23 protein-coding genes are annotated in these 24,234 nt (G+C 63.1%); 13 read left to right on the forward strand and 10 right to left on the reverse strand.

Annotation, left to right across the window (positions count from 1 at the left end; translation table 11 throughout):
* Positions 1-5 precede the first annotated feature (5 nt).
* Complete coding sequence (gene recG / locus ABIE62_RS05750; protein WP_354324316.1) at positions 6-2,096, forward strand: ATP-dependent DNA helicase RecG; 2,091 nt, start codon at positions 6-8, stop codon at positions 2,094-2,096.
* Here the strand turns inward: recG and ABIE62_RS05755 are convergent.
* On the reverse strand, positions 2,093-2,593 hold the full coding sequence (locus ABIE62_RS05755) for a low molecular weight protein-tyrosine-phosphatase (RefSeq protein ID WP_354324318.1): 501 nt from the start codon (positions 2,591-2,593) through the stop codon (positions 2,093-2,095). The two genes, recG and ABIE62_RS05755, sit on opposite strands and share 4 nt — an antisense overlap.
* A 264-nt stretch (positions 2,594-2,857) precedes the next feature.
* Here ABIE62_RS05755 and ABIE62_RS05760 point away from each other — a divergent pair, with 264 nt between their 5' ends.
* The 3 genes from ABIE62_RS05760 to ABIE62_RS05770 all read left to right on the forward strand — a co-directional run bounded on the left by ABIE62_RS05760 (position 2,858) and on the right by ABIE62_RS05770 (position 7,950).
* Positions 2,858-5,212, forward strand: a complete 2,355-nt coding sequence (locus ABIE62_RS05760) for an EAL domain-containing protein (protein WP_354324319.1) — start codon at positions 2,858-2,860, stop codon at positions 5,210-5,212.
* Positions 5,213-5,572: 360 nt separating this feature from the next.
* On the forward strand, positions 5,573-7,240 hold the full coding sequence (gene recN, locus ABIE62_RS05765; RefSeq protein ID WP_354324320.1) for a DNA repair protein RecN: 1,668 nt from the start codon (positions 5,573-5,575) through the stop codon (positions 7,238-7,240).
* A complete protein-coding gene (locus ABIE62_RS05770) occupies positions 7,240-7,950 on the forward strand; it encodes a GNAT family N-acetyltransferase (protein WP_354324322.1) in 711 nt (236 codons plus the stop codon). Before recN ends, ABIE62_RS05770 begins: the two co-directional genes overlap by 1 nt.
* 100 nt (positions 7,951-8,050) lie before the next feature.
* On the opposite strand, the gene ABIE62_RS05775 is transcribed toward ABIE62_RS05770, so the two are convergent.
* On the reverse strand, positions 8,051-8,524 hold the full coding sequence (locus ABIE62_RS05775) for a hypothetical protein (RefSeq protein ID WP_354324324.1): 474 nt from the start codon (positions 8,522-8,524) through the stop codon (positions 8,051-8,053).
* Positions 8,525-8,801: 277 nt separating this feature from the next.
* Here ABIE62_RS05775 and ligA point away from each other — a divergent pair, with 277 nt between their 5' ends.
* Together ligA and ABIE62_RS05785 are read left to right on the forward strand one after the other, a co-directional pair.
* Complete coding sequence (gene ligA, locus ABIE62_RS05780; protein WP_454184788.1) at positions 8,802-10,922, forward strand: NAD-dependent DNA ligase LigA; 2,121 nt, start codon at positions 8,802-8,804, stop codon at positions 10,920-10,922.
* Positions 10,922-11,419, forward strand: a complete 498-nt coding sequence (locus ABIE62_RS05785) for a CinA family protein (protein ID WP_354324325.1) — start codon at positions 10,922-10,924, stop codon at positions 11,417-11,419. Before ligA ends, ABIE62_RS05785 begins: the two co-directional genes overlap by 1 nt.
* Here ABIE62_RS05785 and ABIE62_RS05790 read toward each other — a convergent pair.
* Genes ABIE62_RS05790 through ABIE62_RS05800 form a run of 3 tightly spaced genes read right to left on the reverse strand, consistent with a single transcriptional unit; the run spans position 11,416 to position 13,965 of the window.
* Entirely contained in the window at positions 11,416-12,333 is a 918-nt protein-coding gene (locus ABIE62_RS05790) for a 50S ribosomal protein L11 methyltransferase (protein ID WP_354324326.1), read from the reverse strand. The two genes, ABIE62_RS05785 and ABIE62_RS05790, sit on opposite strands and share 4 nt — an antisense overlap.
* Complete coding sequence (gene bla / locus ABIE62_RS05795) at positions 12,330-13,250, reverse strand: subclass B3 metallo-beta-lactamase (RefSeq protein WP_354324328.1); 921 nt, start codon at positions 13,248-13,250, stop codon at positions 12,330-12,332. Before bla ends, ABIE62_RS05790 begins: the two co-directional genes overlap by 4 nt.
* Positions 13,240-13,965, reverse strand: a complete 726-nt coding sequence (locus ABIE62_RS05800; protein ID WP_354324330.1) for an SDR family NAD(P)-dependent oxidoreductase — start codon at positions 13,963-13,965, stop codon at positions 13,240-13,242. The genes bla and ABIE62_RS05800 overlap by 11 nt, the downstream gene beginning before the upstream one ends.
* Positions 13,966-14,074: 109 nt before the next feature.
* Between ABIE62_RS05800 and sdhC the strand changes: the two genes are divergently transcribed.
* Genes sdhC through ABIE62_RS05820 form a run of 4 tightly spaced genes read left to right on the forward strand, consistent with a single transcriptional unit; the run spans position 14,075 to position 17,194 of the window.
* Positions 14,075-14,455 (forward strand): succinate dehydrogenase, cytochrome b556 subunit, encoded by a 381-nt coding sequence (gene sdhC / locus ABIE62_RS05805; RefSeq protein WP_354324332.1) that lies wholly within the window; start codon positions 14,075-14,077, stop codon positions 14,453-14,455.
* A 12-nt stretch (positions 14,456-14,467) separates the two neighbouring features.
* The gene (gene sdhD, locus ABIE62_RS05810; protein ID WP_354324334.1) at positions 14,468-14,854 is read left to right on the forward strand and encodes a succinate dehydrogenase, hydrophobic membrane anchor protein; all 387 of its coding nucleotides are present in this window, start codon (positions 14,468-14,470) and stop codon (positions 14,852-14,854) included.
* Entirely contained in the window at positions 14,854-16,713 is a 1,860-nt protein-coding gene (gene sdhA, locus ABIE62_RS05815) for a succinate dehydrogenase flavoprotein subunit (protein ID WP_354324335.1), read from the forward strand. Before sdhD ends, sdhA begins: the two co-directional genes overlap by 1 nt.
* 1 nt (position 16,714) lies before the next feature.
* Entirely contained in the window at positions 16,715-17,194 is a 480-nt protein-coding gene (locus ABIE62_RS05820; RefSeq protein ID WP_354324337.1) for a hypothetical protein, read from the forward strand.
* Between the two features lie 4 nt (positions 17,195-17,198).
* Here ABIE62_RS05820 and ABIE62_RS05825 read toward each other — a convergent pair whose 3' ends face one another.
* Positions 17,199-17,510 carry a type II toxin-antitoxin system RelE/ParE family toxin gene (locus tag ABIE62_RS05825; RefSeq protein ID WP_354324339.1) on the reverse strand — a complete coding sequence of 104 codons (312 nt, stop codon included), beginning with the start codon at positions 17,508-17,510 and terminating at the stop codon, positions 17,199-17,201.
* Positions 17,510-17,749: a type II toxin-antitoxin system ParD family antitoxin gene (locus ABIE62_RS05830; RefSeq protein ID WP_354324341.1), complete on the reverse strand. Its 240-nt coding sequence runs from the start codon at positions 17,747-17,749 to the stop codon at positions 17,510-17,512. Before ABIE62_RS05830 ends, ABIE62_RS05825 begins: the two co-directional genes overlap by 1 nt.
* 98 nt (positions 17,750-17,847) lie before the next feature.
* On the opposite strand from ABIE62_RS05830, the gene ABIE62_RS05835 reads away from it, so the two are divergent.
* A complete protein-coding gene (locus ABIE62_RS05835; RefSeq protein ID WP_354324343.1) occupies positions 17,848-18,891 on the forward strand; it encodes a C13 family peptidase in 1,044 nt (347 codons plus the stop codon).
* Here the strand turns inward: ABIE62_RS05835 and ABIE62_RS05840 are convergent.
* The 3 genes from ABIE62_RS05840 to ypfJ are packed head-to-tail and all read right to left on the reverse strand — an operon-like array spanning position 18,848 to position 21,835.
* Positions 18,848-20,461: an esterase-like activity of phytase family protein gene (locus ABIE62_RS05840; protein ID WP_354324345.1), complete on the reverse strand. Its 1,614-nt coding sequence runs from the start codon at positions 20,459-20,461 to the stop codon at positions 18,848-18,850. The genes ABIE62_RS05835 and ABIE62_RS05840 overlap by 44 nt on opposite strands.
* Complete coding sequence (locus ABIE62_RS05845) at positions 20,458-20,973, reverse strand: hypothetical protein (RefSeq protein ID WP_354324347.1); 516 nt, start codon at positions 20,971-20,973, stop codon at positions 20,458-20,460. Before ABIE62_RS05845 ends, ABIE62_RS05840 begins: the two co-directional genes overlap by 4 nt.
* The gene (gene ypfJ, locus ABIE62_RS05850) at positions 20,951-21,835 is read right to left on the reverse strand and encodes a KPN_02809 family neutral zinc metallopeptidase (RefSeq protein ID WP_354324349.1); all 885 of its coding nucleotides are present in this window, start codon (positions 21,833-21,835) and stop codon (positions 20,951-20,953) included. Before ypfJ ends, ABIE62_RS05845 begins: the two co-directional genes overlap by 23 nt.
* Positions 21,836-21,942: 107 nt before the next feature.
* On the opposite strand from ypfJ, the gene ABIE62_RS05855 reads away from it, so the two are divergent.
* Positions 21,943-22,695: a 3-hydroxybutyrate dehydrogenase gene (locus ABIE62_RS05855; RefSeq protein ID WP_354324519.1), complete on the forward strand. Its 753-nt coding sequence runs from the start codon at positions 21,943-21,945 to the stop codon at positions 22,693-22,695.
* Entirely contained in the window at positions 22,692-24,197 is a 1,506-nt protein-coding gene (locus tag ABIE62_RS05860) for a M20/M25/M40 family metallo-hydrolase (RefSeq protein ID WP_354324350.1), read from the forward strand. Before ABIE62_RS05855 ends, ABIE62_RS05860 begins: the two co-directional genes overlap by 4 nt.
* Positions 24,198-24,234: the final 37 nt, after the last annotated feature.

Below are 24,234 nucleotides of genomic sequence, written 5' to 3' on the forward strand. Positions count from 1 at the left end.
CCCTTATGCGGCCCGAAATCCTCAATCCCCTGTTCGCCGAAACCGAAGCGCTCGAAGGCGTCGGGCCAAAGCTGATGAAGCCGCTGGAGAAGCTCGGCCTCACGCGGATCAAGGATGTCGTCTATCACCTGCCCGAACGCTTCGTCAGTCGCCATGCGATTGCCGATCTGGATGAAGGGGGTGAGGGCGAACAGGTGGTGATCGCGCTGACCCCGATTGAACACCGCAGCCCCCGCCCCGGAAGCCGCGGGCCGTATCGGGTGCTGGCACAGGATGCCAAGGGCAATGTCTGCGCGCTGACGTGGTTCGGCAAGGCCGCCTATACCGCCAAAAAGCTGCTGCCTGTGGGGGAGACGCGCTGGATCGCCGGACGGCTTGATCGCTATGGCGATATGCTCCAGATCGTCCACCCCGATCATGTCGAGGAAGCCAGCGCGGCGCATCTGGGGCGGCTGTGTGAACCGGTCTATCGCCTGTCCGAAGGGCTGACCCAGCCGCGCGTGGCGAGCATGGTGGAACAGGCGCTGACCCGCCTGCCAGACCTGCCCGAATGGATTGATCCGGGCCAATTCGCCAAGGCTGGCTGGCCCGCGTGGCGTGATGCGTTGCACCTGGCGCACAAGCAGGACCATCCCAAGGCGCGTGACCGGCTCGCCTATGATGAATTGCTGGCCAACAGCCTCGCGCTGCTGCTGGTCAAGGCCGAAGGCCGCCGCCGCTGGGGGCAGGCGCTCGCAGGGGACGGCGCCTTGCGCGCCAAGCTGCAATTGCCCTTCGCGCTGACGGGCGCGCAGACGCGCTCGATTGCCGAGATCGCGGGTGATTTGGCGCAGGAAGCGCCGATGCTGCGGCTGCTGCAAGGTGATGTCGGTGCGGGCAAAACCGTGGTCGCTCTCAATGCCATGCTGATCGCGGTGGAGGCGGGCAAGCAGGCGGCTTTGCTCGCGCCCACTGAAATTCTCGCCCGCCAGCATTTTGAAACGTTGCGCACCATGCTGCGCCCGACAGGGGTGGAAATCGCTTTGCTGACGGGCCGCGCCAAGGGGCGCGAGCGCGAGAGCATACTGATGGGCCTGATGGATGGGTCGATCCAGCTGCTGGTTGGTACCCATGCGATCTTTCAGGACACCGTCAATTACCGCGATCTGGGGTTGGTGGTGATTGATGAACAGCACCGCTTTGGCGTGGCGCAGCGGCTCGCGCTGGCGGGGAAGGGACGGCGCGCTCCGCATACCCTTGCGATGACCGCGACCCCGATTCCGCGATCGCTGACGCTGGCGCAATATGGCGAGATGGATGTCAGCCGCCTCGATGAACTGCCCCCCGGACGGCAGGCGATTGATACCCGCGTAGTGCCGCAGGAACGGATGGATGAGGTGGTCGCGGGCGTCGAACGGCATCTCGCCAGCGGGCAACAGGCCTATTGGGTGTGCCCGATGGTGCGCGAAATCGACGGGGTGCCTGACCTTGCCGATATTGCCGCCGCCGAGGCCCGCTATGCCGCGCTGAAAGAGCGGTTTGGCAAGGCGGTGGTGCTGGTGCATGGGCAGTTGCGGCCAGAGGTAAAGGACGCCGCGATGGAGCGGTTTGCCAGCGGGCAGGCGCGGCTGTTGGTGGCGACCACGGTGATCGAGGTGGGGGTGGATGTCCCGGCGGCCACGCTGATGGTGATCGAACAGGCCGAACGCTTTGGCCTTGCCCAGTTGCACCAACTGCGCGGGCGGGTGGGGCGCGGGGCGGAGAAATCCACCTGCCTGCTGCTGCGCGGCGGGGCACTGTCTGAAACCGCGCGCGCGCGGCTTGCCCTGATGCGCGAAACGCAGGACGGGTTCCGCATCGCCGAGGAGGATCTGGAATTGCGCGGTGGGGGCGAATTGCTCGGCACAAGGCAATCGGGCGAAGCGGCGTTCCGGATTGCCAATCTGGAACAGATGCAGCGGCTGCTGCCGACCGCCCATGCCGATGCGCGGCTGCTGATCGAGCGGGACGAAGGGGCGCCGGGTGGCGGGCTGGCTTCCCCGCGCGGAGAGGCGGCGCGGTTGCTGTTATACCTGTTCGAACGCGATTGGGGCGTGCAGTTGTTGCGCGGGGGTTAGGCGAGCGGGTCAGACCCTGCGCTGGCCAGACGCTCCACCAGCGCCTGGGCCCCTTCGGTGATGATCTGCCACGCCGCTTCGAAGGCGGCGCTATCGCCGTAATAGGGATCGGGCACGGGCTCACCCTCGCGGCCATTGACCGCATCCAGCAGCAGCGCGACCGTGGCTGTCCCGTCGCGCGGGGCGTGGGCCTTGATCCCTTCAAGATTGGCGCGGTCGAGCGCGATCACGTGGGTGAAGCGGTAGAAGTCATCGGACTTCAACTGACGCGCGGTTAGTCCGGCAATGTCCACGCCGTTGGAGCGGGCAACTGCAATGGCGCGCGGATCGGGCGGATCGCCAATGTGATAGGATGCGGTTCCGGCGGAATCGACGTGGCAATCGAGGCCGCTCTGCGCAGCGGCAGCGCGAAACGCGCCTTCGGCCATGGGTGATCGGCAGATATTGCCGAGGCACACGAACAGTACCGATGTTATGTGATCACCCCCCGCGTGCATCGCGACCAACTATGACAAACTGGCTGCCATGTCCACTGCCAGCAACCAATGTTTCACGTGAAACATCATGAAAACAGGCACTAAAACGGGTCTAGGAGGGGTCTAAGAGGGGTCTAGCAGGGGTCAAGCAACCGCCTGCGGGCCGAGTGGTGGCCGGTAGTACCCCGCCATCGCATCGCGATCAGCGTTTGCGATGAATTAACCAACGCGACCTAAGGTTAACCGCAGTTCCCGTTCGGATTTGCGCGCTTCATGATCAGATCAATGCAATCAACAGTAGACTACCTGCGGCGCGCCCTTGGCTTTGCTGGCGATGAGGTTGCTGTGCTGAACGGCGGAATCATCCGCAATTCGGGCGCGGCGCTGCTCCGGCGAAAGCGTGCCAAGGTGGCGGGCTTTGCGATCCTGTTCGGGCTGGTGTCAGCTGCGATTGAGCTGCCGTTGCCTGCCGAAGACTTCTACCGCGCGATGCGGGCCGAGGTGCGATCCAAGCCTGCGCCGCAGGACGTGGTGATGATTGCCATCGATGACAAAACATACAATGCGTTCAATCGGACGCTGCCGTCGCGCGTGGATGATAGCCAATTGATTGACACGCTGATTGCATCGGGGGTGGCAAAGGTCACATTCGACCGCGCACACGCTGATCCGGAAAACCCGAAAGCCGACGCGATATTCGCCCAGACGCTTGCCCGGCACAAGGGCAAAGTCTGGCTCGGCTTCGCGCCCAAGCACGAGGTTGGATTCCAGATCGTGGAGGAGATTGTTCCACGCCCCGCGTTTCGCGAGCATGCACAACTTGCCGCAATGAACGGGCTTGGAGCCCCTTTCGGCTTTTCGGTTACCTTTCCAACCAGTGTTAATCTCAACGGATCGAGGCATCCTTCGCTTTCAGCGGCACTGGCGAATTACACTGGCCCTGACCGGAGTTACCGCCCGGATTATGCGTTCAATCCCGGCACAATACCGGCCTTCAGTTACATTGATGTCCTTAACGGCGATATTTCAGCTTCCGCGCTAGATGGCAAAAGCGTAATTATAGGCGAGAGCTTTTATGAATCAGCCGACTATTATCGCCTGCCCTTGCGCGACGGTCGCTTGCCCGGCGCCTATTTCCACATCATGGGCGCGCATACGCTCAAGCGCGGGGTGCCGGTTGATCTGATGTGGGTTCCGGCGCTGCTGGTTGCCGGGCTGGCGATCATGGCGCAGGTTCTGGCGAATTCGAAATCGTCGCGCGCGCTGGTGGTTTCGGCTGGCGGATTGCTCACCGTGCCACTGGTGCTCGACGAATTCGGCGTCAATATTGATGTGATGTCAGCGCTGCTGGCCATGCTGGCAGCGGGTATCGGGTTTCAGCGCATCGCCCGCAAATATTATAGTCAGGATGTCGATGCGATGAGCACTTCGGCGTTGAGTTCCGATCAGGTCAGCGCCGGACGCGATGTCTATGCTTTGAAAATCGCAAGCCTGGCCGAAATGTCGGAAGAATGGACCGCGCGCGAACTGGGCGAGTTTGTCAGCACGTTGATCGCCTATATCAAAGGGCCGGGAGAGACGGGCGATGTCGCGTTTGATCGTGACGTTCTGGTGTGGCTGGCCCCGCGGATGGACACCGCCAGTCTCGAACGGCATGCCGATGGCCTTGCGCTGATTCTCAAGACCGCGATCAGCCATGATTGGCAATCGGCCAGCAGTGCACCGGCGCTGGGGATCGATACCAATTATGATCTGCCGCTTGACCAGCGCATCAAGAAGGCGATGCAGGCGGCTGAGGAAGCCGCATCGCGCGGAGCGCGGTTTATCATCAATGATCCCGCCTATCTCGAAGCCCGCAACCAGCGGGTTGGATTGCTGCGGGTGCTGGAAAAAGGGCTGCGTGATCGCAGTATCGGGGTGGCTTACCAACCCAAGGTCGATCTGCTCACCGGCCGGATTGTCGGCGCGGAAACGCTAATCCGCTGGAAGCCTGATGGCAAGGAGTGGGTCAATCCGCAAGAATTGGTGCTCGCCGCCGAAGCGGGGGATCGCATCAACGAATTGACGCTGGTGGTGATGGAAGCCGCGCTGGTTGAAGGCAAGAAAGCGATTGCGCTTGATCCGGCCTTCAAGCTGGCAGTCAATATGTCAGCCAAAAGCCTGAGCGACGCGCATCTGATGTTCGACATCATGACAATGCTGGGCCGCCATGCCTTCCCGCCGGGCAACCTCACGCTGGAACTGACCGAGACGGCCAAGTTGGAAGATGAACGAATCGCGCCGCAAATCGCTGCGCTCAAACAGCGCGGGATCAGTCTTTCGATCGATGATTTCGGCACCGGGCAATCAAATCTCGAATATATCGAGAAGTTGCCCAGTTCCGAACTCAAGATCGACAAGCGCTTCGTGCAGAACATGGCGACATCGGAAGAAAGCCGCGCCGTGGTGCGCGCCACGATCGAAATCGCCCACTCGCTGGGTAAGGTCGTGGTGGCCGAAGGTGTCGAGGATCAGGCAGTCGCAGCCACTTTGCGCGCGATGGGCTGCGACCATGCGCAAGGCTACCTGTTTGCACGGGCAATTACGATGCCAGAGCTGCTATCGATGATGGGCGGCGGGAGAATCGTAGTTAACGGTTGATTATGGTTAATTTTGTGTTAAAACGCTCCTACAGCAATTGACGCTGATAGGAGAAATATTATGTGGGGCTGGATTTCCATTCTCTTCGGCACCAGTTAAGTCGGCGTCGTAAGAGCTAGCAAAAAGCCTCGGGAAACCGGGGCTTTTTTCGTTTTGGGGCCGAATTTCAGCGCAAATGGATGGTCTTGCGCCGCCAACGACGAATCGGTGCGGGGCCGAATCGGTCAGGCGATTCGCAACCATAAAATTTCAGCAGGGCGTGGGTTTTCAAAGTCCTGAAACCCGGCGCATGGGCTTGGGGATTGCCTCTCGCTTGAAGCGTGACGGCGGCAGCGGCCTGCGCTATCCCTTGCACCGCCCATGCTGACCCGTCTTTCGATCCGCAATATCGTCCTCATCGAAGCGCTCGATCTCACCTTCGCGCGTGGGCTGGGCGTGCTGACGGGGGAGACGGGGGCGGGCAAGTCGATCCTGCTCGATGCGCTGGGGCTGATCCTGGGCGACCGGGCGGAGACATCGCTGGTGCGCGCCGGAGAGGACAAGGCGAGCGTCACCGCCAGTTTTGAATTCGCCGCGCTGCCCGCGCCCATCGCCGCCGCGCTGGATGAGGCGGAGATCGCCATTGAACCGGGAGAGCCGCTGCTGATCCGGCGGCAGGTGAAGGCCGATGGCGGCTCCAAAGCCTTCATCAACGATCAACCCGCCAGCGTCGCACTGCTGCGCGAACTCGCGCCTGCGCTGGTCGAACTCCACGGCCAGCATGATGATCGCGGGCTGGTCAATCCGCGCGGCCACCGGATGCTGCTGGATCGCTATGCGGGCACCGATGCGGCGGGGCTGGAACGCGCCTTTGCCGTCTGGGCGAGGGCTGAAGCGCAGCTCGCCGAGGCGCGCGGCGCGGTGGAACAGGCCAAGGCCGATCAGGATCTGCTGATCGCACATCTGGCGGAGCTGGCCGCGCTGGAACCGGTGGCAGGCGAAGAAGCACGCCTTGCCGCGACTCGCGCCGATATGCAGAAGGGTGAGCGGCTGGCGGGCGATCTGGAGGCGCTGCGCCATGTGTGGGAGGGTTCGGATTCGCCGCTCGCTGCGCTGCGCGTGGCCGCGCGCAAGCTTGACCGGATCGCGGGCGAACACGCATTGCTGACCGAGGCGCTGGCTGCGCTCGACCGCGCGGTGATCGAAGCGGGAGAGGCGGAGGACAAGCTGCAAGCCGCTGCCGAGGCGCTGCTGCACGATCCCAACGCCTTGGAAAACGCCGAAACCCGGCTGTTCGAACTTCGCGCCGCCGCCCGCAAGCACCGCTGCGAGGTGGACGACCTACCCGAATTGATGCGCACGATGCGTGGCCGACTCGACGCGATTGAGGGCGGGGAGGCGCAGTTGGACGCGCTTGAAGCCGCCGCCAAGGAAGCGCGCACTGCCTACGTGGCAACGGCGCAGAAGGCGCACGCGGCGCGGGTGGCGGGCGCGGCGAAGCTGGACGCGGCGGTGGCGGCGGAGCTTGCGCCGCTCAAGCTCGACGCCGCGCGATTCCTGACGCAGATCACCGCGCTGCCCGAAGACCGCTGGGGCGCAAGCGGGATGGACGCGGTCGAGTTCCTCATCTCGACCAACCCCGGCGCGGATTTTGCAGCCCTCGGCAAGATCGCGAGCGGCGGGGAATTGTCGCGCTTTATCCTCGCATTGAAGGTCGCGTTGGCCGAACAGGGCGGGGCGGCGACGATCATCTTCGACGAAATTGACCGCGGCGTGGGCGGGGCGGTGGCGAGCGCCATCGGAGAACGCCTCGCTCGGCTGGCGGCGCAGGAAGGCCAATTGCTCGCGGTAACGCACAGCCCGCAAGTCGCCGCGCGGGGCGGGCAGCACTACCTGATCGCCAAGGCATCCAGAGGCACGGTGACACGCACCAGCGTGGTGCTGCTGGATGCTGACGGGCGGCAAGAGGAAATCGCCCGGATGCTGTCTGGCGCGGAAGTGACGCCCGAAGCGCGCGCGCAGGCAGATCGGCTGCTGGAGGGGGTGTGATGGATCGGATCCTTGATCGGCAGGTGTGGCATATGCTGCAAGGGCGGCTTGCCCATCTCGCGCAAGGGTCGGGCTCTGCCGTTCGGGTCGATCCACGCTACGGGCCATTTGCGGCCGCGCGTGATGGCGGGCAGGAGGCGCAGGCGGGTTTGGCCTCACTGCTCGCAAGCCGGGATGACGAATTGTGGCTGATCGAGCCGGAAGTTTGGCGCGCGCCGCCCGGTACACGCATCGAACGAACGATGGAACTGCTCCAGATGATCGCCGATGGCGATGTGCCTGCGGATGAAGCGCCTGATCCTGAAATTCACCGGCTTGGTGAGGATGATGCAGCCGAGATGGCCGAGATCGCACTGGCGACTGAGCCGGGGCCGTGGCGCGCGCTGACTCATCGTTTTGGCCAGTTCTACGGTATCCGTATCGACGGGCGCTTGGCAGCGATGGCGGGAGAGCGGATGCTGCCTGCGTCAGGGCTGGCGGAAATCAGCGGGGTCTGCACCTGGCCCGAATATCGCGGGCAGGGTCTTGCCCGGCGGCTGATCAAACAGGTTATGGCCGGACAGCGCGCGCGCGGTGATGTGCCCTATCTCCATTCATACGCCCACAACGAAGGCGCGATCGGGCTTTATAGATCGCTTGGATTTAGACCTCGCGGGACGATGTGCGGCCTGACGATGTGGGCGACGGTGTTGGTGCCCGATCACGACTGACACCGCGAATACGCGCGGTGGGCAGGCACGAAATCCGATCGGTTGCCGGGGCGGGAGATGAAAATCGATCCGCGCCCCGGTCAACCTATCGGGTTTTGCGTTACTGGCTAGCGTACCACTGGCCGGTTCCGCGTGCCTGGGTTTCGGAATACCATTCCATCGTCAGCGAACCACGCCGTCCGGTTGCTTCACCGGTTTTACCCTGAATGCCGCCAACACATCCAAGCGGAGTTTCCGGCCCGGGCTTGCCCAGATAGTTACAGCCATAGACCAGCGAAGCCACGCCGCTGGGATCGTTGGTGGTGCATGAGAAATGCAGGGCAAACAGCCCGTTGTCGGGTTGATCCATGCCGATGCAGCGGGCCTTGCCCTTTTCCACTGATCCGTCGGCATATGTCGTGGTGTAAGACCCGTTCACTATTCCTGCGCCGCCCTGCGGCCTATCAGGAGTATCCATTCCACCAACAAATTCAACAGGTTCCCAAACAACTTCATAAGTGAAGTTCTGTGCAACCGCTGCCCCGCTAAATAAAAGAGACGCCGCAGCAAAGCCGATAAGCTTAGGATATATCATGGTTTTATACCTCCCCCCAAATATGCAGCTGCCATAGACATCTGCATCGACTCGATAGTCGTCATGCTCCCCTACGATTCAAATAACATGATATTACTTCATTTACAAAGTGGTCTGATGGGATGACTGACTTATCATTTACGGGGGCAATGCGATTACATCAGTTCCGCAAACGAACCGGCTTGCACGGTTCAGCGAACGATATGTGACGTCTTGGCGCCGCACTTTTCGGCGCTTTGCTATTCGGGCATAGGAGAGCCAAAGGACGTCGAAACCAATGCCAATGAGCCAGCGCGCCAACCTCTCCGAAGCCGATGCCGCCAATGAATTGATGCGGCTGGCGCGTGCGATTGCGCATCATGACCGGCTGTATCACGCCGAGGATTCGCCCGAGATTTCCGACGCGGAATATGATGCGCTCGTCCGCCGTAATGCCGAATTGGAGGCGGCCTTTCCGCATCTGATCCGCGACGATTCGCCCACGCGCAAAGTGGGCCATGCCATCGCCGCTTCGCCATTGGGCAAGGTCGCCCATGAAGTTCGGATGATGAGCCTCGACAATGCGTTCTCGCCAGAGGAAGTCGCGGAGTGGCTGGCGCGGATGCGGCGGTTTTTGAACCTGCCGGAAGACGCGCCGTTGGCCTGCACCGCCGAGGACAAGATTGACGGGCTATCGTGCTCGCTGCGCTATGAAAACGGCGTGTTGCTGCGCGCCGCGACGCGCGGCGATGGGCAGGTGGGTGAGGATGTGACGGCGAATGTCGCGCATATTCCCGACATCCCGCAAAAACTGCCCGCCGATGTTCCCGCCATCTTCGAGGTGCGCGGGGAGGTCTATATGGAAAAACAGGCCTTTACCGCAATCAATGCTGCGCAGCATGAGGCGGGGGGGAAGCTGTTTGCCAACCCTCGCAATGCGGCGGCAGGATCGCTGCGGCAGAAAGATGCGAATGTCACCGCCAAGCGTACCTTGCGGTTCTGGGCGCATGGCTGGGGCGCGGCGACGCAGGTTCCGGGCACGACCCAGACCGAGGTGGTGGAATGCTTGCGCGCGTGGGGCTTTCCGATCTCACCGCTGTTCACCCGGATCGAAGGTGGGGCGGATGATCTGGTTGCGCATTTCGATGCGATCGGCGCGGCGCGGCCTGATCTGCCCTATGATATTGACGGGGTGGTTTACAAGCTCGACCGGATCGATTGGCAGGAACGGCTGGGTTTTGTCGCCAAGGCCCCGCGCTGGGCGCTGGCGCACAAGTTCCCGGCGGAGCGCGCGGAAACCACTGTCGAAGCCATCGACATTCAGGTCGGGCGCACGGGCAAGCTGACCCCGGTGGGCAGGCTCGCCCCGGTGCTGGTCGGCGGGGTGACGGTGACCAATGTGACGCTCCACAATCGTGATGAGATCGCGCGGTTGGGGCTGCGCGTGGGCGACCGGGTGGTGATCCAGCGTGCGGGCGATGTGATCCCGCAGGTGGTCGATAACCTAACGCGTGACGAGGTGCGCGCCGCGTTCGCGTTCCCCGATCACTGCCCCGAATGCGGCAGCGAGGCGGTGGCCGAAGAAGGCGAGGTCGATGTGCGTTGCACCGCCGGGCTAATCTGCCCGGCGCAGCGCACCCAGCGGCTCGAACATTTCGTCAGTCGCAAAGCATTGGATATCGAGGGGCTGGGCGAAAAGACCATCGCGCAGTTCTTTGCGTTGGGGTGGCTGGAAAGCCCGGCGGATATTTTCCGACTGCGGCAGCGGCGCAGCGATATTCTGGCGCTGGAGGGGTGGCAGGAGAAGTCGGTCGACAACCTGCTGGCAGCTATCGAGGCCAAACGCACGCCCGATGCCGCGCGGCTATTGTTCGGGCTTGGTATCCGCCACGTCGGCGAGGTGACGGCGCGGGATTTGATGAAGCATTTTCACGATCTACCGAGGATCAAAGAGGCAGTAGACCACCTGAACGCGAACTTCATGGCTGAGAGCGGTGCTCGGTTAAAGCCCGAAACAGACTATGATTGGTATCTTGCCTTTACCTCGATCGACGGCGTGGGCGACGCAGTTGTGGAGTCGCTCCGAGACTTCTTCCACGAACCGCACAACGTCGCGGTGTGGGAAGATCTGCTCAGCCAAGTCACCCCGCCGCGCTACGAGGTCAAAACCATCGCCAGCCGGGTTGCTGGCAAGACCGTGGTGTTCACCGGCAAGCTGGGAACCATGAGCCGCGACGAAGCCAAGGCGCAGGCTGAACGGCTGGGCGCGAAGGCGGCTGGCAGCGTCAGCGCGAAAACCGATCTGGTGGTGGCCGGGCCGGGGGCGGGATCGAAGATGAAGAAAGCCGCTGAACTCGGCATCGAAGTGGTGGACGAGGCGGGCTGGGCAGCGATTGTCGCTGAGGCGCTGGGAAACTGATGGACTTGCTGCACGAACTCCATCCGCGAGCCTTGCACATCGCAGGCCTGCTGCGGGCGCGAGGCGAGACAGTCGCGGTGGCCGACGGGGCGACCGGAGGCTTGATCGCCGCCACCTTGCTGACGGTGCCCGGCGCGCTCGATTACTTTGTGGGGGGCGGCGTGGTCTATTCCTTCCGCGCCCGCGACGTGCTGTTCGATCTGCCGCGCGAGGCATACAAGGGGATGCGCGGGGCCAGCGAAGAATACGCACTGTTGCAAGCCCGCGCGATCCGCGACAATTTCGGCGCAGACTGGGGTCTGGCCGAAAGCGGGTCGGTCGGCGGCTCCAATCACCCCAGCGGCGCGCCTGCCGGACGCAGTGTTGCCGCTTTGGCAGGGCCGGGGGGCGAGTTCACCCGCCTAATTGAAACAACTTCGGATGACCGCATCGCCAACATGGCCGCCTTCACCCGCTACGCGCTGGCGCTGTTGGAAACCAACCTTGTCGCCGCCTAGCGCATCCGTCTCCGCCGCAGCCACAATATCGCCCAATCGCCGCGTTGCAACCGTGCTGCCATGCGGAAGCCTGCGCGGTGCATCGCGCGCCTGACCGCCGCTTCCTGTTCGCCCGCGAGCAATCCGGCCAGTAGCAAGCTGCCCCCCGGCACAACTGCGCGGGCAAAATCGGGCGCGAGTTCCACCAGCGGCCCGGCGAGTATGTTGGCGATCAGCAGGTCATAGGCCCCGCGCACCTTGATCAGCGGATCGTCCATCCCGTCGGCCACCACCATCACCGCCTCACCCGCGCGCGGGCCGAGCGGGATGCCGTTCAATGCGGCGTTCTCCTCGACCACCGGCACGCACACCGCGTCGATATCGGTAAGGGTGATGCGCGCACGCGCCCACAGCGCCAGCGCCGCAAAGCCGAGCAAGCCGGTGCCGGTGCCGATATCGGCAATATTGCGCGCGACCATGCCGCTCGCCTTGATCGCGTCGAGCATTTCGAGGCAACCGGCGGTGGTGCGGTGCTGCCCGGTGCCGAACGCCTGACTGGCGGGGATCACAAAGTCGATGGCTCGCGGGTCGGCGGGGTAATCGGGGGTGTGAACGTGGAACCGCCCGGCACGGATCGGGGTGACATTGTGCTGGCTCAGCGTCACCCAATCCTGCGGGGGAAGTTCCTCGATGGTGAGTTTGGGTGCCCCACCTTCTAAAACGCCCGCGAACAAGCCCGTCAGCGCGGCTTTCTGCGCCTTGCCCGGTTTGCGCGGAAACCAGCCTTCGAGCACCCAGTCGTCAGGCTGGTCCTCCGCCACTTCGCGCCCCGCGATGACGAGTTCAAAGTCCCAATCGTCGATGAGATCATGCGCGAGCAGCGCCGCCTGCACCACCGTCTTGGGCGCGTGGAGGCTCAATTTCCAGGTGGTCATTTGCTGGCAGCTTCCTTGGCGAGCCGATCATCCAGCGCCTTGGTCTTGCTGGCGGCGTAGGCGAGGCAGGTCATGCCGCCTTCGAATGAACCGGTGCGGGCGCGGGCAAGCATTTGGCTCGCCGAAGGATGCGGGGTGATCAGCATATCGCATTCCAGCCCTGCCAGCCGAGCGATCCCGCGCCGGAACATCGCGACATATTCAGGGTGATCGGTGAAACGGTATTCGTCGGCGCTGACGGGCGAGAGGCTGTCACCATAAACAATGGTCACGCATCCGCCCGCAGTGCAGCTCTCCCACTGCCAGCTCATCGCGCCGATGGTGTGGCCGGGGGTGGCGATCGCGGTTAGGGTGACGCCGGTTGTTTCAAGCACCTCTCCGTCTGCGACTGCGCGGATCGTGCCAGTGACCGGTGCCATGGCTGCGTGCAGCCCCGCTTGCGGATCGCGCGGATCGTCCTTGCCGGTGCGCATCACCTCGGCCGCGCCTTCGCCGACCCATAGCGGCGTGCCGCTCAGCCCCTGAAACCGGGCCATCCCGCCGACATGGTCGTAATGTTCATGGCTGACGAGCAATGCCTTCACATCGCGCATTGTGTAGCCGAGTGCCGCGATATTGGCCTCAATCGCTTCGGAGCCTGTGTTGGTGCCGCTGTCGATCAGCACCGCGCCATCATCGCCCTTGATCAGGATCGCGGCGATCCCGCAGGTGCCGACATACCAGGTGTTGCCGTGGATCTGGAACGGCTCTGTCGGCTTGTCCCAATCGTCCCAATCTTCGCACACCGAGGCAAAGCGCACGATGTCGCTCGAATGCTGCGCGTCCGCGACCCGTGCGGTTATGTCCGAGGCGGGGATGCTGGCGCCGCACCCGGCGAGTGCCAGCGCGGTCAGAGCGAAGAGGGATTTATCGAACAAAGCTGGCTCCATTGGCGTCGATCACCGCGCCGGTCATGCTTGGCGGTGCGTCCAGTGCGCAAAAGGCGATGATCGCGGCGATTTCGTCCGGTGTCGCCACCCGGCCCAGCGGAATGTCCGCCAGCAGCCCCGGCCCGCCGCGACTGGCGAGGTAATCATCGGCCATGCTGGTATCGGTGAACCCTGGCGTGATTGCGAAGCTGAGGATGCCGTCCTTGGCATAGGCGCGCGCAATCGTCTTGTGCATCGCCACCATCCCCCCCTTGGCCGCAGCATAGTGCCAATGCGCCGGCGAATCCCCGCGATAGGCCGCGCGGCTCGCCACATGAACCAGCCGCCCTGCAAAACTGCGCGCCTGCCAGTGCAGCACCGCCAGCCGCGAAAGCTGAGCGGCGGCGGTGAGGTTGACCCGCAAGGTATCCTCCCACGCATCCAGCCATTCGATGTCCGATCGGTCGAGCCGGTTGGCCTCGAACCGCCCGGCATTATTGACCACCGCGTCAATTTGCCCGCCCGCCAGTTCCAGCGCCGCTTCCCATAGCGATTGGACGGCCAGCGGATCGCCGAAATCGGCGGCGATGATCGGCGGAGCGCCCGGCGCGGCGGGTTGCGGGCGTGAGGCATGGCCGATCACCGCCACCCCCCGCGCGCTGAGAGTTTCGAGCGCCGCCTTGCCAATTCCGCGGCTTGATCCGGTTACAAGAATGTGTCCCATGCAAGTGTCTATCCGAAACTTTGCAAGCTGTGTCCACCGCTCGCCGCTTGCCTCAAGCGATAGCGATGCTTAGTGGGATGACAAAATCCAGCGACCAGACGGGATCATCATGAACCAAAGACCGCTTTCTCCCCATTTGCAGGTGTGGCGCTGGGGCCCGCACATGCTGGTATCAATCCTCCACCGCGCCACCGGTGATGGCTTGGCGCTGGTTGGCCTTGGCGTGCTGGTGTGGTGGCTGGGCGCGCTGGCGAGCGGGCCTGCGGCCTATGCCAGTTTCCAGTCGATCATGGGTTCGCCTGTCGGCATGGTGGTGCTGGTCGGCCTGTCATGGGCGTTCTTCAATCACATGATGAGCGGGCTGCGCCACTTCGTGCTCGATATCGGCGCTGGCTATGAACTGGATACCAATCGCCTATGGTCAATCGCCGCGCCGGTGATCGCCATCCTTCTCACCGCGGGCTTCTGGGCCCTGATCCTGCTGCGCTGAGGAGACAGGCATATGGGTAACGGAACTTCCATCGGGCGCGTTCGCGGGCTGGGCGCATCGCACCACGGCGCGCATCACTGGCTGGTGCAGCGCTTCACCGCGATCGGCAATGTGGTGTTGATGAGCTGGCTGCTGGTCAGCCTCGTGATGCTCGGCGATTTTGACTATGCCAGCGTTGCCAAGTGGCTTTCGCAGCCGGTGGCGGCGGTGCCGATGATCCTGCTGGTGATCAGTCTGTTCTGGCACGCGCGGCTCGGCCTGCAGGTGCTGATCGAGGATTATGTCCACAACGCCGGCACCAAGTTCGGGGCGCTTGTCGCGCTCAATCTCGCAATTTTCGGCGGCGGCGCCTTTGCCATTTTCAGCGTTGCCGCGCTCGCATTCGGAGGTCAGGCCTGATGGCTACGACAGCAGCAAACGCAGCCGACTCGGCTTCGCATCTGAAGGGCGCATACAAGATTATCGACCACACCTATGATGTGGTGGTGGTGGGCGCGGGCGGTTCTGGCCTGCGCGCGACGATGGGCGCGGCGGAAAGCGGCCTGCGCACCGCCAATATCTCCAAGGTGTTCCCCACCCGCAGCCATACCGTGGCAGCGCAAGGCGGGATCGCGGCGAGCCTTGGCAACAACAGCCCCGATCACTGGACCTGGCATATGTACGACACCGTCAAGGGGTCAGACTGGCTGGGCGATCAGGACGCGATCGAATATCTCGCGCGCGAAGCCCCGGCAGCGGTTTACGAGCTGGAACACGCGGGCGTGCCGTTTAGCCGCAACGCCGATGGCACGATCTATCAGCGCCCGTTTGGTGGGCACATGCAGAACATGGGCGCCGGCCCGCCGGTGCAGCGCACCTGCGCCGCGGCTGACCGCACCGGCCATGCGATGCTCCACGCATTGTATCAGCAGAGCCTGAAGTATGACGCGGATTTCTTCATCGAATACTTCGCGCTCGATCTGATCATGTCCGAAGTGGGCGGCGAGAAGGTCTGCGTCGGCGTGATCGCGATGTGTCTGGATGACGGCACGATCCACCGTTTCCGCGCGCAATCGGTCGTGCTGGCGACGGGCGGTTATGGCCGCTGCTATTACACCGCCACATCGGCGCACACCTGCACTGGCGACGGCGGCGGCATGGTGTTGCGCGCTGGCCTGCCATTGCAGGACATGGAGTTCGTGCAGTTCCACCCGACCGGCATCTATGGCGCGGGCGTGCTGATTACCGAAGGTGCGCGGGGCGAGGGCGGGTATCTCACCAACTCCGAAGGCGAACGCTTCATGGAGCGTTACGCGCCTTCCGCGAAAGACTTGGCGAGCCGCGATGTCGTGTCGCGTTCGATGGCGCTGGAAATGCGCGAAGGGCGCGGTGTCGGGCCGGAGGGCGATCATATTTACCTCCACCTCGATCACATCGATCCCAAGGTGCTGGCGCAGCGCCTGCCGGGGATTACCGAAAGCGGCAAGATTTTTGCAGGGGTCGATCTGACCCGCCAGCCGCTGCCCGTGACCCCGACGGTGCATTACAATATGGGCGGCATCCCCTGTAACTATCACGGCCAGGTCGTCACCCTCGGCCCGGATGGCAACCCCGATCACGCGGTCCCCGGCCTTTATGCGGTGGGTGAGGCGGCGTGCGTTTCGGTGCATGGGGCGAACCGCCTCGGATCGAACTCGCTGATCGATCTTGTGGTGTTTGGCCGGGCGACCGGGCATCACCTGCGCGATAGCCTGAAAGCGAACGCCAAACAGCCCGAACTGCCCGCCGACAGCGCCGATTTCGCGCTGACCCGGCTGGATCACTTCCGCTATGCGCAAGGCGGATCCCCCACCGCGCAAATCCGCAGTGATATGCAAAAGGCGATGCAGAAACATTGCGCCGTGTTCCGCGATCAGAAACTGATGGACGAAGGCGTGGCCAAGCTGGCCGAACAAAGCAAGCGGATGGCGGATATCCACGTCAGTGACAAATCGCTGATCTGGAATTCTGATCTGATCGAAACGCTCGAACTCGATAACCTCATGTCGCAGGCCAATGTGACGATTGCCAGCGCCGCCAACCGCAAGGAAAGCCGCGGCGCCCACGCGCATGAGGATTTCCCTGATCGCAACGATGCTGAATGGATGAAGCATACCGTGGCGTGGTTTGACGGTTGGGGCGGTTCGGGCGGAACAGTGCGGATCGATTACCGCCCGGTGCACGAATACACGCTGACGGACGATATTGCTTACATCGAGCCGAAGGCGCGGGTGTATTGATATGGAATGGAGCACTATTCCTCCGGCGGAATATCATGGTCTCTTTTCAACTGACGTTGCAGTTCGGGTGCTTGGTCGCGCCCCGGATGGTCGCTGGGATTTGCAACTCAATGTGAAAGCGCCTGCGACCGACGACGGTCATGTTGTGTCGTCCAAACAGCTTGAATCGATCCACAACGTTTTTCCACACATACCAGGCACAATCACTCATGATCAGGGTCATGCTCTCATTTCGTATTGCGAGTTTGCAAGGATCCTGATCGCTGGCAAATTTTCGCACTTTTGTCAGAATGATAAACAGTTGTGGGCTTCAATCTTCGCAACTCTGGTTTCGCATGATGAGGAGGTCGGGAAAGAGGTTGTTGCGTGGCTTGATGACCGACGCTCCTACGGTTCGGAAAGATATCCAATTGAAGGCGTCAGTTTTTTTGACGAATTGATTGAAGCAGGCTGTCAGATCGAAAACGGTATGCAGAACTAGGTGGCTAAGGGTGCCAGCGAGCAGAAAAATTCCAATCCCATCGCTCAAAATCACTCGCCACGTGCAACACCCGGACAATCTCGATCCGGCCTTCCGCCACCTCATAAAACACCGCGTGGCGCCCGCTATTCATGCGCCGAAGGCCGGGGCGAGTTTCTAACTCTGGAAAGCGTAGCGGGAATTCGCGCAGGGATTTTATATCGGTTCGCAACTTCCCAACATAATAGACCGCTTGAGTGTCACCCCATGCGCTGCGGGTTTCGCGACCGATGCGCCGCATGTCGGCGGATGCCGCCGTGCGGAATATGATACGCATCACTTGGCAAGAAATTCTTCGTCAAACCAACAATCAATATCGAACGTCTCGTCAATCGGGCTTGCCAAACCTTCGTCGATCGCTTCCAGCAGTTTCGATTTGAAGGTTGAGCGTTCCTCGTGCAACCGCAGCGCCTCGCGAATGACCTCACTGGTCGAGCTATACTCCCCCGATTCAACCTTTCGGCGAGTATAATTTTCAAAGTGGTCGCCGAGCGAGATTGAGGTGTTTTTGCCCATGCGAGCTTAGTTACCAGATATTGGTAATTCTGGCAACTTGGGACCACGTACACGCTCACGCTTGACCGAACTCCTGCTTGCAGGCAGCTTGCACTGCGATGAACAAGGGCGCGATCATCGCAGGGGCCTTGGCGGCGTTGCTGGCAGTGCCGGTTTTGTCGCAATCTGCGGCGCAACCCTCCGCCACCAACCCCAACCAGCCGCCACCCCACACCGCACCCTTTCCCGATCTTGCCAGCGGAGAGGGCCGGGCCGAGCGGCGCAAGTCATATGAACTCAGCCCCGAATTACAGCGCGGGGTTTCCGCCGCCGCGATCCGCGAACAGCAGCGGCGGCTTGATACGGCGCTCGGCGCGCTTGCTCCGCAGCGGCCCGGCGTGGCTGATGCCTATGTGCTCACCATCGCGCTGGATAGCGATCCGGTGTTCGCGCGTGAGGCGCGGGAGGCCGCGCGGGTGCTGGGCGCGCGGTATGATGCACAGGGCCGCACGCTGACGCTGGCCGGGCCGGACGGTGCGCGCGATGACAGGCCCCACGGCTCGATCACCGCGCTGCTGCTGGCGCTGTCGCACGTTGGATCAGTGATGGACTCGTCCGAGGATGTGCTGGTGCTCTATACCACCAGCCACGGGTCGGACATTGGCCTTGCCTATCACTACGGCGATAGCGGCTATGGCATTCTGTCCCCCGCCAAGCTAAAATCGGCGCTGGAGGAGGCCGGGATTCGCCGCCGGGTGCTGATTATCAGCGCGTGTTATTCAGGCGTGTTCGTCCCCGCGCTTGCCAGCCCGGACACCGCGATCCTCACTGCGGCGGCGGCCACGCGCAATTCGTTTGGCTGCGTGGCGGAGAATGATTGGACCTATTTTGGCGATGCGCTGATCAACCGCGCGCTGCGTCAGCCGGTGGCGCTCGATGAGGCCGCGCGGATGGCCGGGCGTTCGGTGGCGGAGTGGGAGACTGAGGCGCGTTTCCTTGCCTCGCTGCCGCAGGTCAGCATCGGGGCGGGGGTGAACCAATGGCTGACTGCAATCGAAGCAGGCAAACCGCAGGTGGCGAGCGCGCCGGTCGGCCGCCCGGCATTTGACAAGGCCGCACTTATGGCGCGGGCGGCGAAGCCTCAGCCCGCCGCGCAGAAATGATTGTGATTGGCGCGGCCAGCATCTCACCCCGCATTACCCCTTCGCCTGCCTGATCGTCACGCGGGGCAGCGTGGATCGCGGCGACCACTTCCATGCCATCGGTGACATATCCGAACACCGGAAAGCCCGCGCGCCACGCCGGTTCGCTCGCCGTGGGGTCGGCATCGAACCCGGTCTGATCCTCGATCATGATGAAGAAATCACCGTCGGCGGTGCCGGGCGCGTTCATCGCCATCGAGACCGATCCGTGGGTATGGGTCAGGCCGGTCTGGCTGGTGGGTTCGTGGGTGATGGGGGGCAGAATACGCTTCGGATCGCCGCGTGTGCCGCCTTGCACCAGGCCGCTGGGCTGCGGATCGCTCTCAAGGCGCACCGCGCGGTAAAACGTGGTGCCATCCAGCCGCCGCTGATCGACATAGCGCAGGAAATTGCCCGCCGTGATCGGTGCGCGCTCGGTCTCCAGCGCGATGGTGATCGGGCCGAGGGTGGTTTTGATCACCACACTGACGCTGGCGGCATCGGGGAAGGGGCGGGTGCCGGGGCGCGATGTGGGCGCGGCGGCGAAGGCTTCGGGCGTGGCGGGCACAGTCTCGGCAGGCTCACCCTTGATCTCGAACTTCATCAGCAGTGTGCGCTGGCACCCATCGCCGGGCTTGGTCTCGCAATTGCGGAAGTTGTCGTCCGATACGAGATACAGAAACGTGCGCCCCTGAGCTTCACGTACCGCCAGCCCTTCGAAATTGTCGAGCATCAGTGGCGGTGCTAGCACGGCGAGGGTTTGCGGGTCGGCATCCGGGGTGAGCGCGACAATCGCCGCGCGGTTGCCGTATCCGGGGGTGAAGCTGCGAAACAGCACATAGCAGGTGCCATCGCCCTTGCATGCGGCGTCGGTCGGCGTGCCGCCCACCTCGGCCAACCCGGCGGGGGCGGGAAGGTGGAAGGTTTGCGCACCCGCAGCCGTGATCCGCAGGCAATTGGGGCGCGCAGGATCGGCCCACTCGCCGCATACCAGCAGCCCGCCATCATAGGCGGCGAGGGCTTCGATCCCACCATTGGCATCCGTGATCGCGGCGATCAGGCTATCCGCGCCGCTTTCGCTGCCGGTGGCCGCGCCGCCGTGTTCGGCGTAGCGCCAGATGCGGTGATCCTGTTCAAACGCGATCAGCCATTCGCCAGAGGCCAGCCGGGTGATTGCCTCGGCGTCGCCGCGCTGCTTGCTGCCAAGCTTGCCGCCCTTGGCATCGCGCAAATCACCGATGGTCACCGATGAGACATCGACGAGGCGGCCTGCCACGTCCTCAGGCGTCATCACCAGCCAGCGGCCGTCATCGGCGACCGCATAAAGCTGATCCTCGTGCCATTCGATGGACGAAATGCCGCCAATCCTCGCCTTATCCGGCGCGATTTCCACTCCCCCGCGAAAGATCAGTTCACCAACTTCCGCTTCGCTTTCACCCTCCGCCAATTCAACCGGGGTGGTAAGCGGTAAAAACTCGTCTTGCGGCTGTGCTTGCGCCGGGAGAGCGCCGAGCAAAATCCCGACCGCGGCGATCAGCAGCGTGCGCATCATTGGTCAGCAGCACCGCCCGCGCGCTTTGGCCGCGCCGGATAGTCACAGCCGCGCCCCAGCCCCCAGCCTTTGAGGAAAGCGCGCCGCACCATGCCTGCGGTATAGGCAGCACGCAGCGCACGTTCAGCGTCAGCGGCACCGGTCGCTTCGCGCAGAAGGCCGCGGAACGGAATGATCGATCCCACGATTTTTTGGCCGATGCGCCCTTGGTTAAGGCCGCCATTGCCGTCATCCACGGCAATGTCATAATCCGCGCCGAGCACTTGATCCAGGGAGGCGATATCGGTGACGATCGCATCGCAACGCCTGAGTCCGGCAGTGGCATAGGGATCGCGTTCGGCAATCAGCAACACTTCAGGAATGTCCTGAGCGTCGATGTTGAAATCGCGCAAGGGCGTCTTGGCAACTTCGGTGCTATCGGGCTCGGGCACCACTTGCGCCGCCGCCGGGGTGGCCATCAGCGCAATCCCGGCCAGCAGCGCGAACGGCCTAACCCGCTTCGAAGAACACATCACAGGCATCATCATTGCGACTTTCCAATCCTAGTTTGAGCTCTTGCATCCGCTGGCGGCTGGTGCCGTGGGTGAAGCTTTCGGGGTATATGCGCTGCCCCGCATTGCGCATCAAGGTATCATCGCCGATCGCGCTGGCGGCTGTCAGCCCTTCTTCAAGATCGCCGGGTTCGATCAGGTTGCGATTGCGGCCTGCCCACATCCCGGCATAGCAATCGGCCTGCAATTCCATCGCCACCTGCAATTGATTGGCCTGCGACGGGTTGCGTTGCTGCGCGGATCGCACCTGCGGGGAAAGCCCGGTGATGGTCTGGATGTGGTGGCCATATTCATGCGCGATCACATAGAGCCGAGCAAAATCACCCCCGGTGCCCGACATCTGCGCGAGCTGATCGTAAAAGCTGGTGTCGATATAGATGCCCTTGTCCGCCGGGCAGTAGAACGGCCCTGCGGCAGAGGTGGCGCTGCCGCAGCCATCGGTTGCCACCCGGCCATCGCGGTAAAGATCGAGGAATGGTTGTTCGAACGGGATCCCGGCGCGGTCAAACGCCGCTTGCCATGTGATGTTGAGGCTGGTGAGCGCGTTGCAGGCTTCGGTGGCATAGGCGCTGGTGGCGCAGACTTCCGCTTCGGTCAGATCGTCGCTGCTGCTGCTGCCGCTTTGCGCCGGGCTGGCCTGCTGCTGCACGCCTTCAACCAGGCCGATGGTGTCCATCGGATCAAGCCCGAATACCACCGCGCCGATCAGCGCAATCGCCAATGTGCCGCAGCCGATCCCGCCAGCGCGCCGCGCGCCGCCACCTCCGCCTGCGCTGCTGGATCGAACATTGATCCGTGAAGTGTCAAAAGGGCCCAACCGCATCCAGAATCCTCCCCCATCGCGCGCCGCTTTAAGCAATTTGCTGGACAGCCGCTTTTCGGGCGGCAAAAGCGAACGTGAATAGCCCGAACGTGCAGGAGATGCGGCGAATGCTCAAGGAAAAGCGTGCACTGGTTACCGGCTCAACCTCTGGCATCGGTCTGGCGATTGCCCGTGCGTTGGCGGCGGATGGGGCCGAAGTGATCCTCAACGGGCTGGGCGATGCCGATGAAATCGCGCGCCTGTGCGAAGAACTGGGCGCGACCTATAATGGCGCGAACCTGCTTGATCCGGCGGCTATCGCGCAGATGATGGCAGATATCGGCCCGGTTGATATTCTGGTCAACAATGCCGGGATGCAGCACGTCGCCCCGGTTGAGGAATTTCCGCCGGAAAAGTGGGATGCGATACTGGCACTGAACCTTTCGGCGGCGTTCCACACTACGCGGCTTGCCGTGCCTGGAATGAAGGCCAAAGGTTGGGGCCGGATCATCGCCACCGCCAGCGCGCATTCGCTCACCGCTTCGCCGTTCAAAAGCGCTTATGTCGCGGCGAAACACGCGATGGCGGGCTTTACCAAAAGCATCGCGCTGGAACTCGCCACGCACGGCGTCACCGCCAATTGCATCAGCCCCGGCTATGTCTGGACGCCGCTGGTCGAAGGCCAGATCCCCGACACAATGGCCGCGCGCGGAATGACCCGCGACCAGGTGATCAATGATGTCTTGCTGGCGAAGCAGCCGACCAAAAGCTTCGTCCAGCCCGAAGATGTCGCCGCGCTGGCGTTGTTCCTGTGCGGCGATGCCGCGCGCAACATTACCGGTGCCAATTACAGCATCGACGGGGGTTGGACCGCCGGATGATTGGCGCGCCCGCCCGGCTTTTTCTGGCGGTTCTGGTCAGCCTGCCGCTGGCCGCCTGCGCGCGTGCGCCAATTACCAGTGCTCCGCTGGCCGAACGCGCCGCTATCGAACAGCGGTTGATGGCTGATATCGCCGTGCTGGCGAGCGACGATTTCGGCGGGCGCAAGCCGGGCACACCGGGTGAGGACAAGACGCTCACTTTTCTTGAACGACGCATGGGTGAGATTGGGCTTGTATCGGGCACCAATGATCCGGGCTCATACTGGCGGATGCCGGTCGATCTGGTGTCCACCCGCCCGCTGACTGGCAGCCTGACCCTGACACAGGGGCGCAGCAGCGTAACCGTGCCGGAAACGGACGCCGCCGTGTTCACGCCGCGCCGCCGTGCGCTTGCCGCCAGCGGGCCGGGCACGGGGGTGCCGGTGGTGTTTGTCGGTTACGGCGATGGATCAGTGCTGGGCGATGCGATGGCGGGCGCGGTGGCGGTGATGCTTGCCGATCCGGGCCGCGATGCCGCACGGCGCGCGGCCTTGTTCGCGCAGCGGGCGACCGCAGTCGTCACCGTGCTGCCCGATGCCGGTGCGCTCACCCGCGTGCGCATGGCCGGAACGCGCGAAAGGCTGCAACTCGCCAGCGAGGATCAGGACACATTGTCAGCCTATGTCACCGATGCCGCACTGGCAGAGGCGGTAGGGGCACATCGCTGGGATAGCTACAAGGCGGATGCTCAAGCGCCGGATTTCGCCCCGCTGGAGATCAATCTGGCAATCACGTTGCAGGCGAGTGCAGAGCGCCGCGAATTCACCTCCAGCAATCTGGTGGGCAGGATTCCGGGTAGCGCGCCGGGGGCGGGGGCGATCCTGCTGCTGGCGCATTGGGATCATCTGGGCGAATGCCGTCCACCCGAAGAGGTCGACCATATCTGCAACGGCGCGGCGGATAATGCCAGCGGGCTTGCCGCAATGCTCGAACTGGCGCGGCGGTTGAAGGCTGGCGGGCCGCTGGGCCGTGATATTTACGTGTTGGCGACCACCGCCGAAGAAGGGGGCCTGCTGGGCGCGCGGGCATTTGCCAAGGCCGCGCCGTTGCCGCTCGGCTCTATCATCGCCGCGTTCAATTTCGACATGGTAGCCATCGCACCAGAAGCCAGCCCGGTGGGTTTTATCGGGCGCGGGCAGACGCCGCTGGATCAGGTGATCCTCGATTATCTGGCGCGCAGTGGGCGCGAACTTGGCGAACAGGACTTGGCTGACAGCTTTATTCAGCGCCACGATGGCTGGGCATTGCAGCAAAATGGCGTGCCGGCGGTGCTGCTGTCGAGCAGTTATGGTAGCGCTGCGATCCTGCGTCCGTTCCTTGACAGCCGATACCATCGCCCGTCGGACCATACGGCGGAAATCGAGGTGGGCGGCGCGATTGATGACCTGTTGCTGCACGAAGGATTGATCCGCCTGCTGGCCGATCCGGCGCGCTATCAGCCAGTGGCAGATGAGCAGCCCTAGCCTATTGCGCCAAGTGCGGTTACATGGGCCGCCACGA

Origin of the sequence: Porphyrobacter sp. MBR-155 (assembly GCF_040547625.1) — a bacterium.
Classification (GTDB): domain Bacteria; phylum Pseudomonadota; class Alphaproteobacteria; order Sphingomonadales; family Sphingomonadaceae; genus Erythrobacter.

What these genes read in the sequence shown, in the direction of transcription:
- ABIE62_RS05760 (WP_354324319.1), top strand. Translation starts at nt 2,858, where the DNA reads ATGCAATCAACAGTAGACTACCTGCGGCGCGCCCTTGGCTTTGCTGGC.
- ABIE62_RS05855 (WP_354324519.1), top strand. Translation starts at nt 21,943, where the DNA reads ATGCTCAAGGAAAAGCGTGCACTGGTTACCGGCTCAACCTCTGGCATC.
- sdhD (WP_354324334.1), top strand. Translation starts at nt 14,468, where the DNA reads ATGGGTAACGGAACTTCCATCGGGCGCGTTCGCGGGCTGGGCGCATCG.
- ABIE62_RS05825 (WP_354324339.1), bottom strand. Translation starts at nt 17,510, where the DNA reads ATGCGTATCATATTCCGCACGGCGGCATCCGCCGACATGCGGCGCATC.
- ABIE62_RS05845 (WP_354324347.1), bottom strand. Translation starts at nt 20,973, where the DNA reads ATGTGTTCTTCGAAGCGGGTTAGGCCGTTCGCGCTGCTGGCCGGGATT.
- ABIE62_RS05820 (WP_354324337.1), top strand. Translation starts at nt 16,715, where the DNA reads ATGGAATGGAGCACTATTCCTCCGGCGGAATATCATGGTCTCTTTTCA.
- ABIE62_RS05835 (WP_354324343.1), top strand. Translation starts at nt 17,848, where the DNA reads ATGAACAAGGGCGCGATCATCGCAGGGGCCTTGGCGGCGTTGCTGGCA.
- ABIE62_RS05800 (WP_354324330.1), bottom strand. Translation starts at nt 13,965, where the DNA reads ATGGGACACATTCTTGTAACCGGATCAAGCCGCGGAATTGGCAAGGCG.
- ABIE62_RS05770 (WP_354324322.1), top strand. Translation starts at nt 7,240, where the DNA reads ATGGATCGGATCCTTGATCGGCAGGTGTGGCATATGCTGCAAGGGCGG.
- ABIE62_RS05860 (WP_354324350.1), top strand. Translation starts at nt 22,692, where the DNA reads ATGATTGGCGCGCCCGCCCGGCTTTTTCTGGCGGTTCTGGTCAGCCTG.
- ABIE62_RS05830 (WP_354324341.1), bottom strand. Translation starts at nt 17,749, where the DNA reads ATGGGCAAAAACACCTCAATCTCGCTCGGCGACCACTTTGAAAATTAT.
- ABIE62_RS05840 (WP_354324345.1), bottom strand. Translation starts at nt 20,461, where the DNA reads ATGATGCGCACGCTGCTGATCGCCGCGGTCGGGATTTTGCTCGGCGCT.
- ABIE62_RS05775 (WP_354324324.1), bottom strand. Translation starts at nt 8,524, where the DNA reads ATGATATATCCTAAGCTTATCGGCTTTGCTGCGGCGTCTCTTTTATTT.
- ypfJ (WP_354324349.1), bottom strand. Translation starts at nt 21,835, where the DNA reads ATGCGGTTGGGCCCTTTTGACACTTCACGGATCAATGTTCGATCCAGC.
- recG (WP_354324316.1), top strand. Translation starts at nt 6, where the DNA reads ATGCGGCCCGAAATCCTCAATCCCCTGTTCGCCGAAACCGAAGCGCTC.
- recN (WP_354324320.1), top strand. Translation starts at nt 5,573, where the DNA reads ATGCTGACCCGTCTTTCGATCCGCAATATCGTCCTCATCGAAGCGCTC.
- sdhC (WP_354324332.1), top strand. Translation starts at nt 14,075, where the DNA reads ATGAACCAAAGACCGCTTTCTCCCCATTTGCAGGTGTGGCGCTGGGGC.
- ABIE62_RS05755 (WP_354324318.1), bottom strand. Translation starts at nt 2,593, where the DNA reads ATGCACGCGGGGGGTGATCACATAACATCGGTACTGTTCGTGTGCCTC.
- ABIE62_RS05785 (WP_354324325.1), top strand. Translation starts at nt 10,922, where the DNA reads ATGGACTTGCTGCACGAACTCCATCCGCGAGCCTTGCACATCGCAGGC.
- sdhA (WP_354324335.1), top strand. Translation starts at nt 14,854, where the DNA reads ATGGCTACGACAGCAGCAAACGCAGCCGACTCGGCTTCGCATCTGAAG.
- ligA (WP_454184788.1), top strand. Translation starts at nt 8,802, where the DNA reads ATGCCAATGAGCCAGCGCGCCAACCTCTCCGAAGCCGATGCCGCCAAT.
- ABIE62_RS05790 (WP_354324326.1), bottom strand. Translation starts at nt 12,333, where the DNA reads ATGACCACCTGGAAATTGAGCCTCCACGCGCCCAAGACGGTGGTGCAG.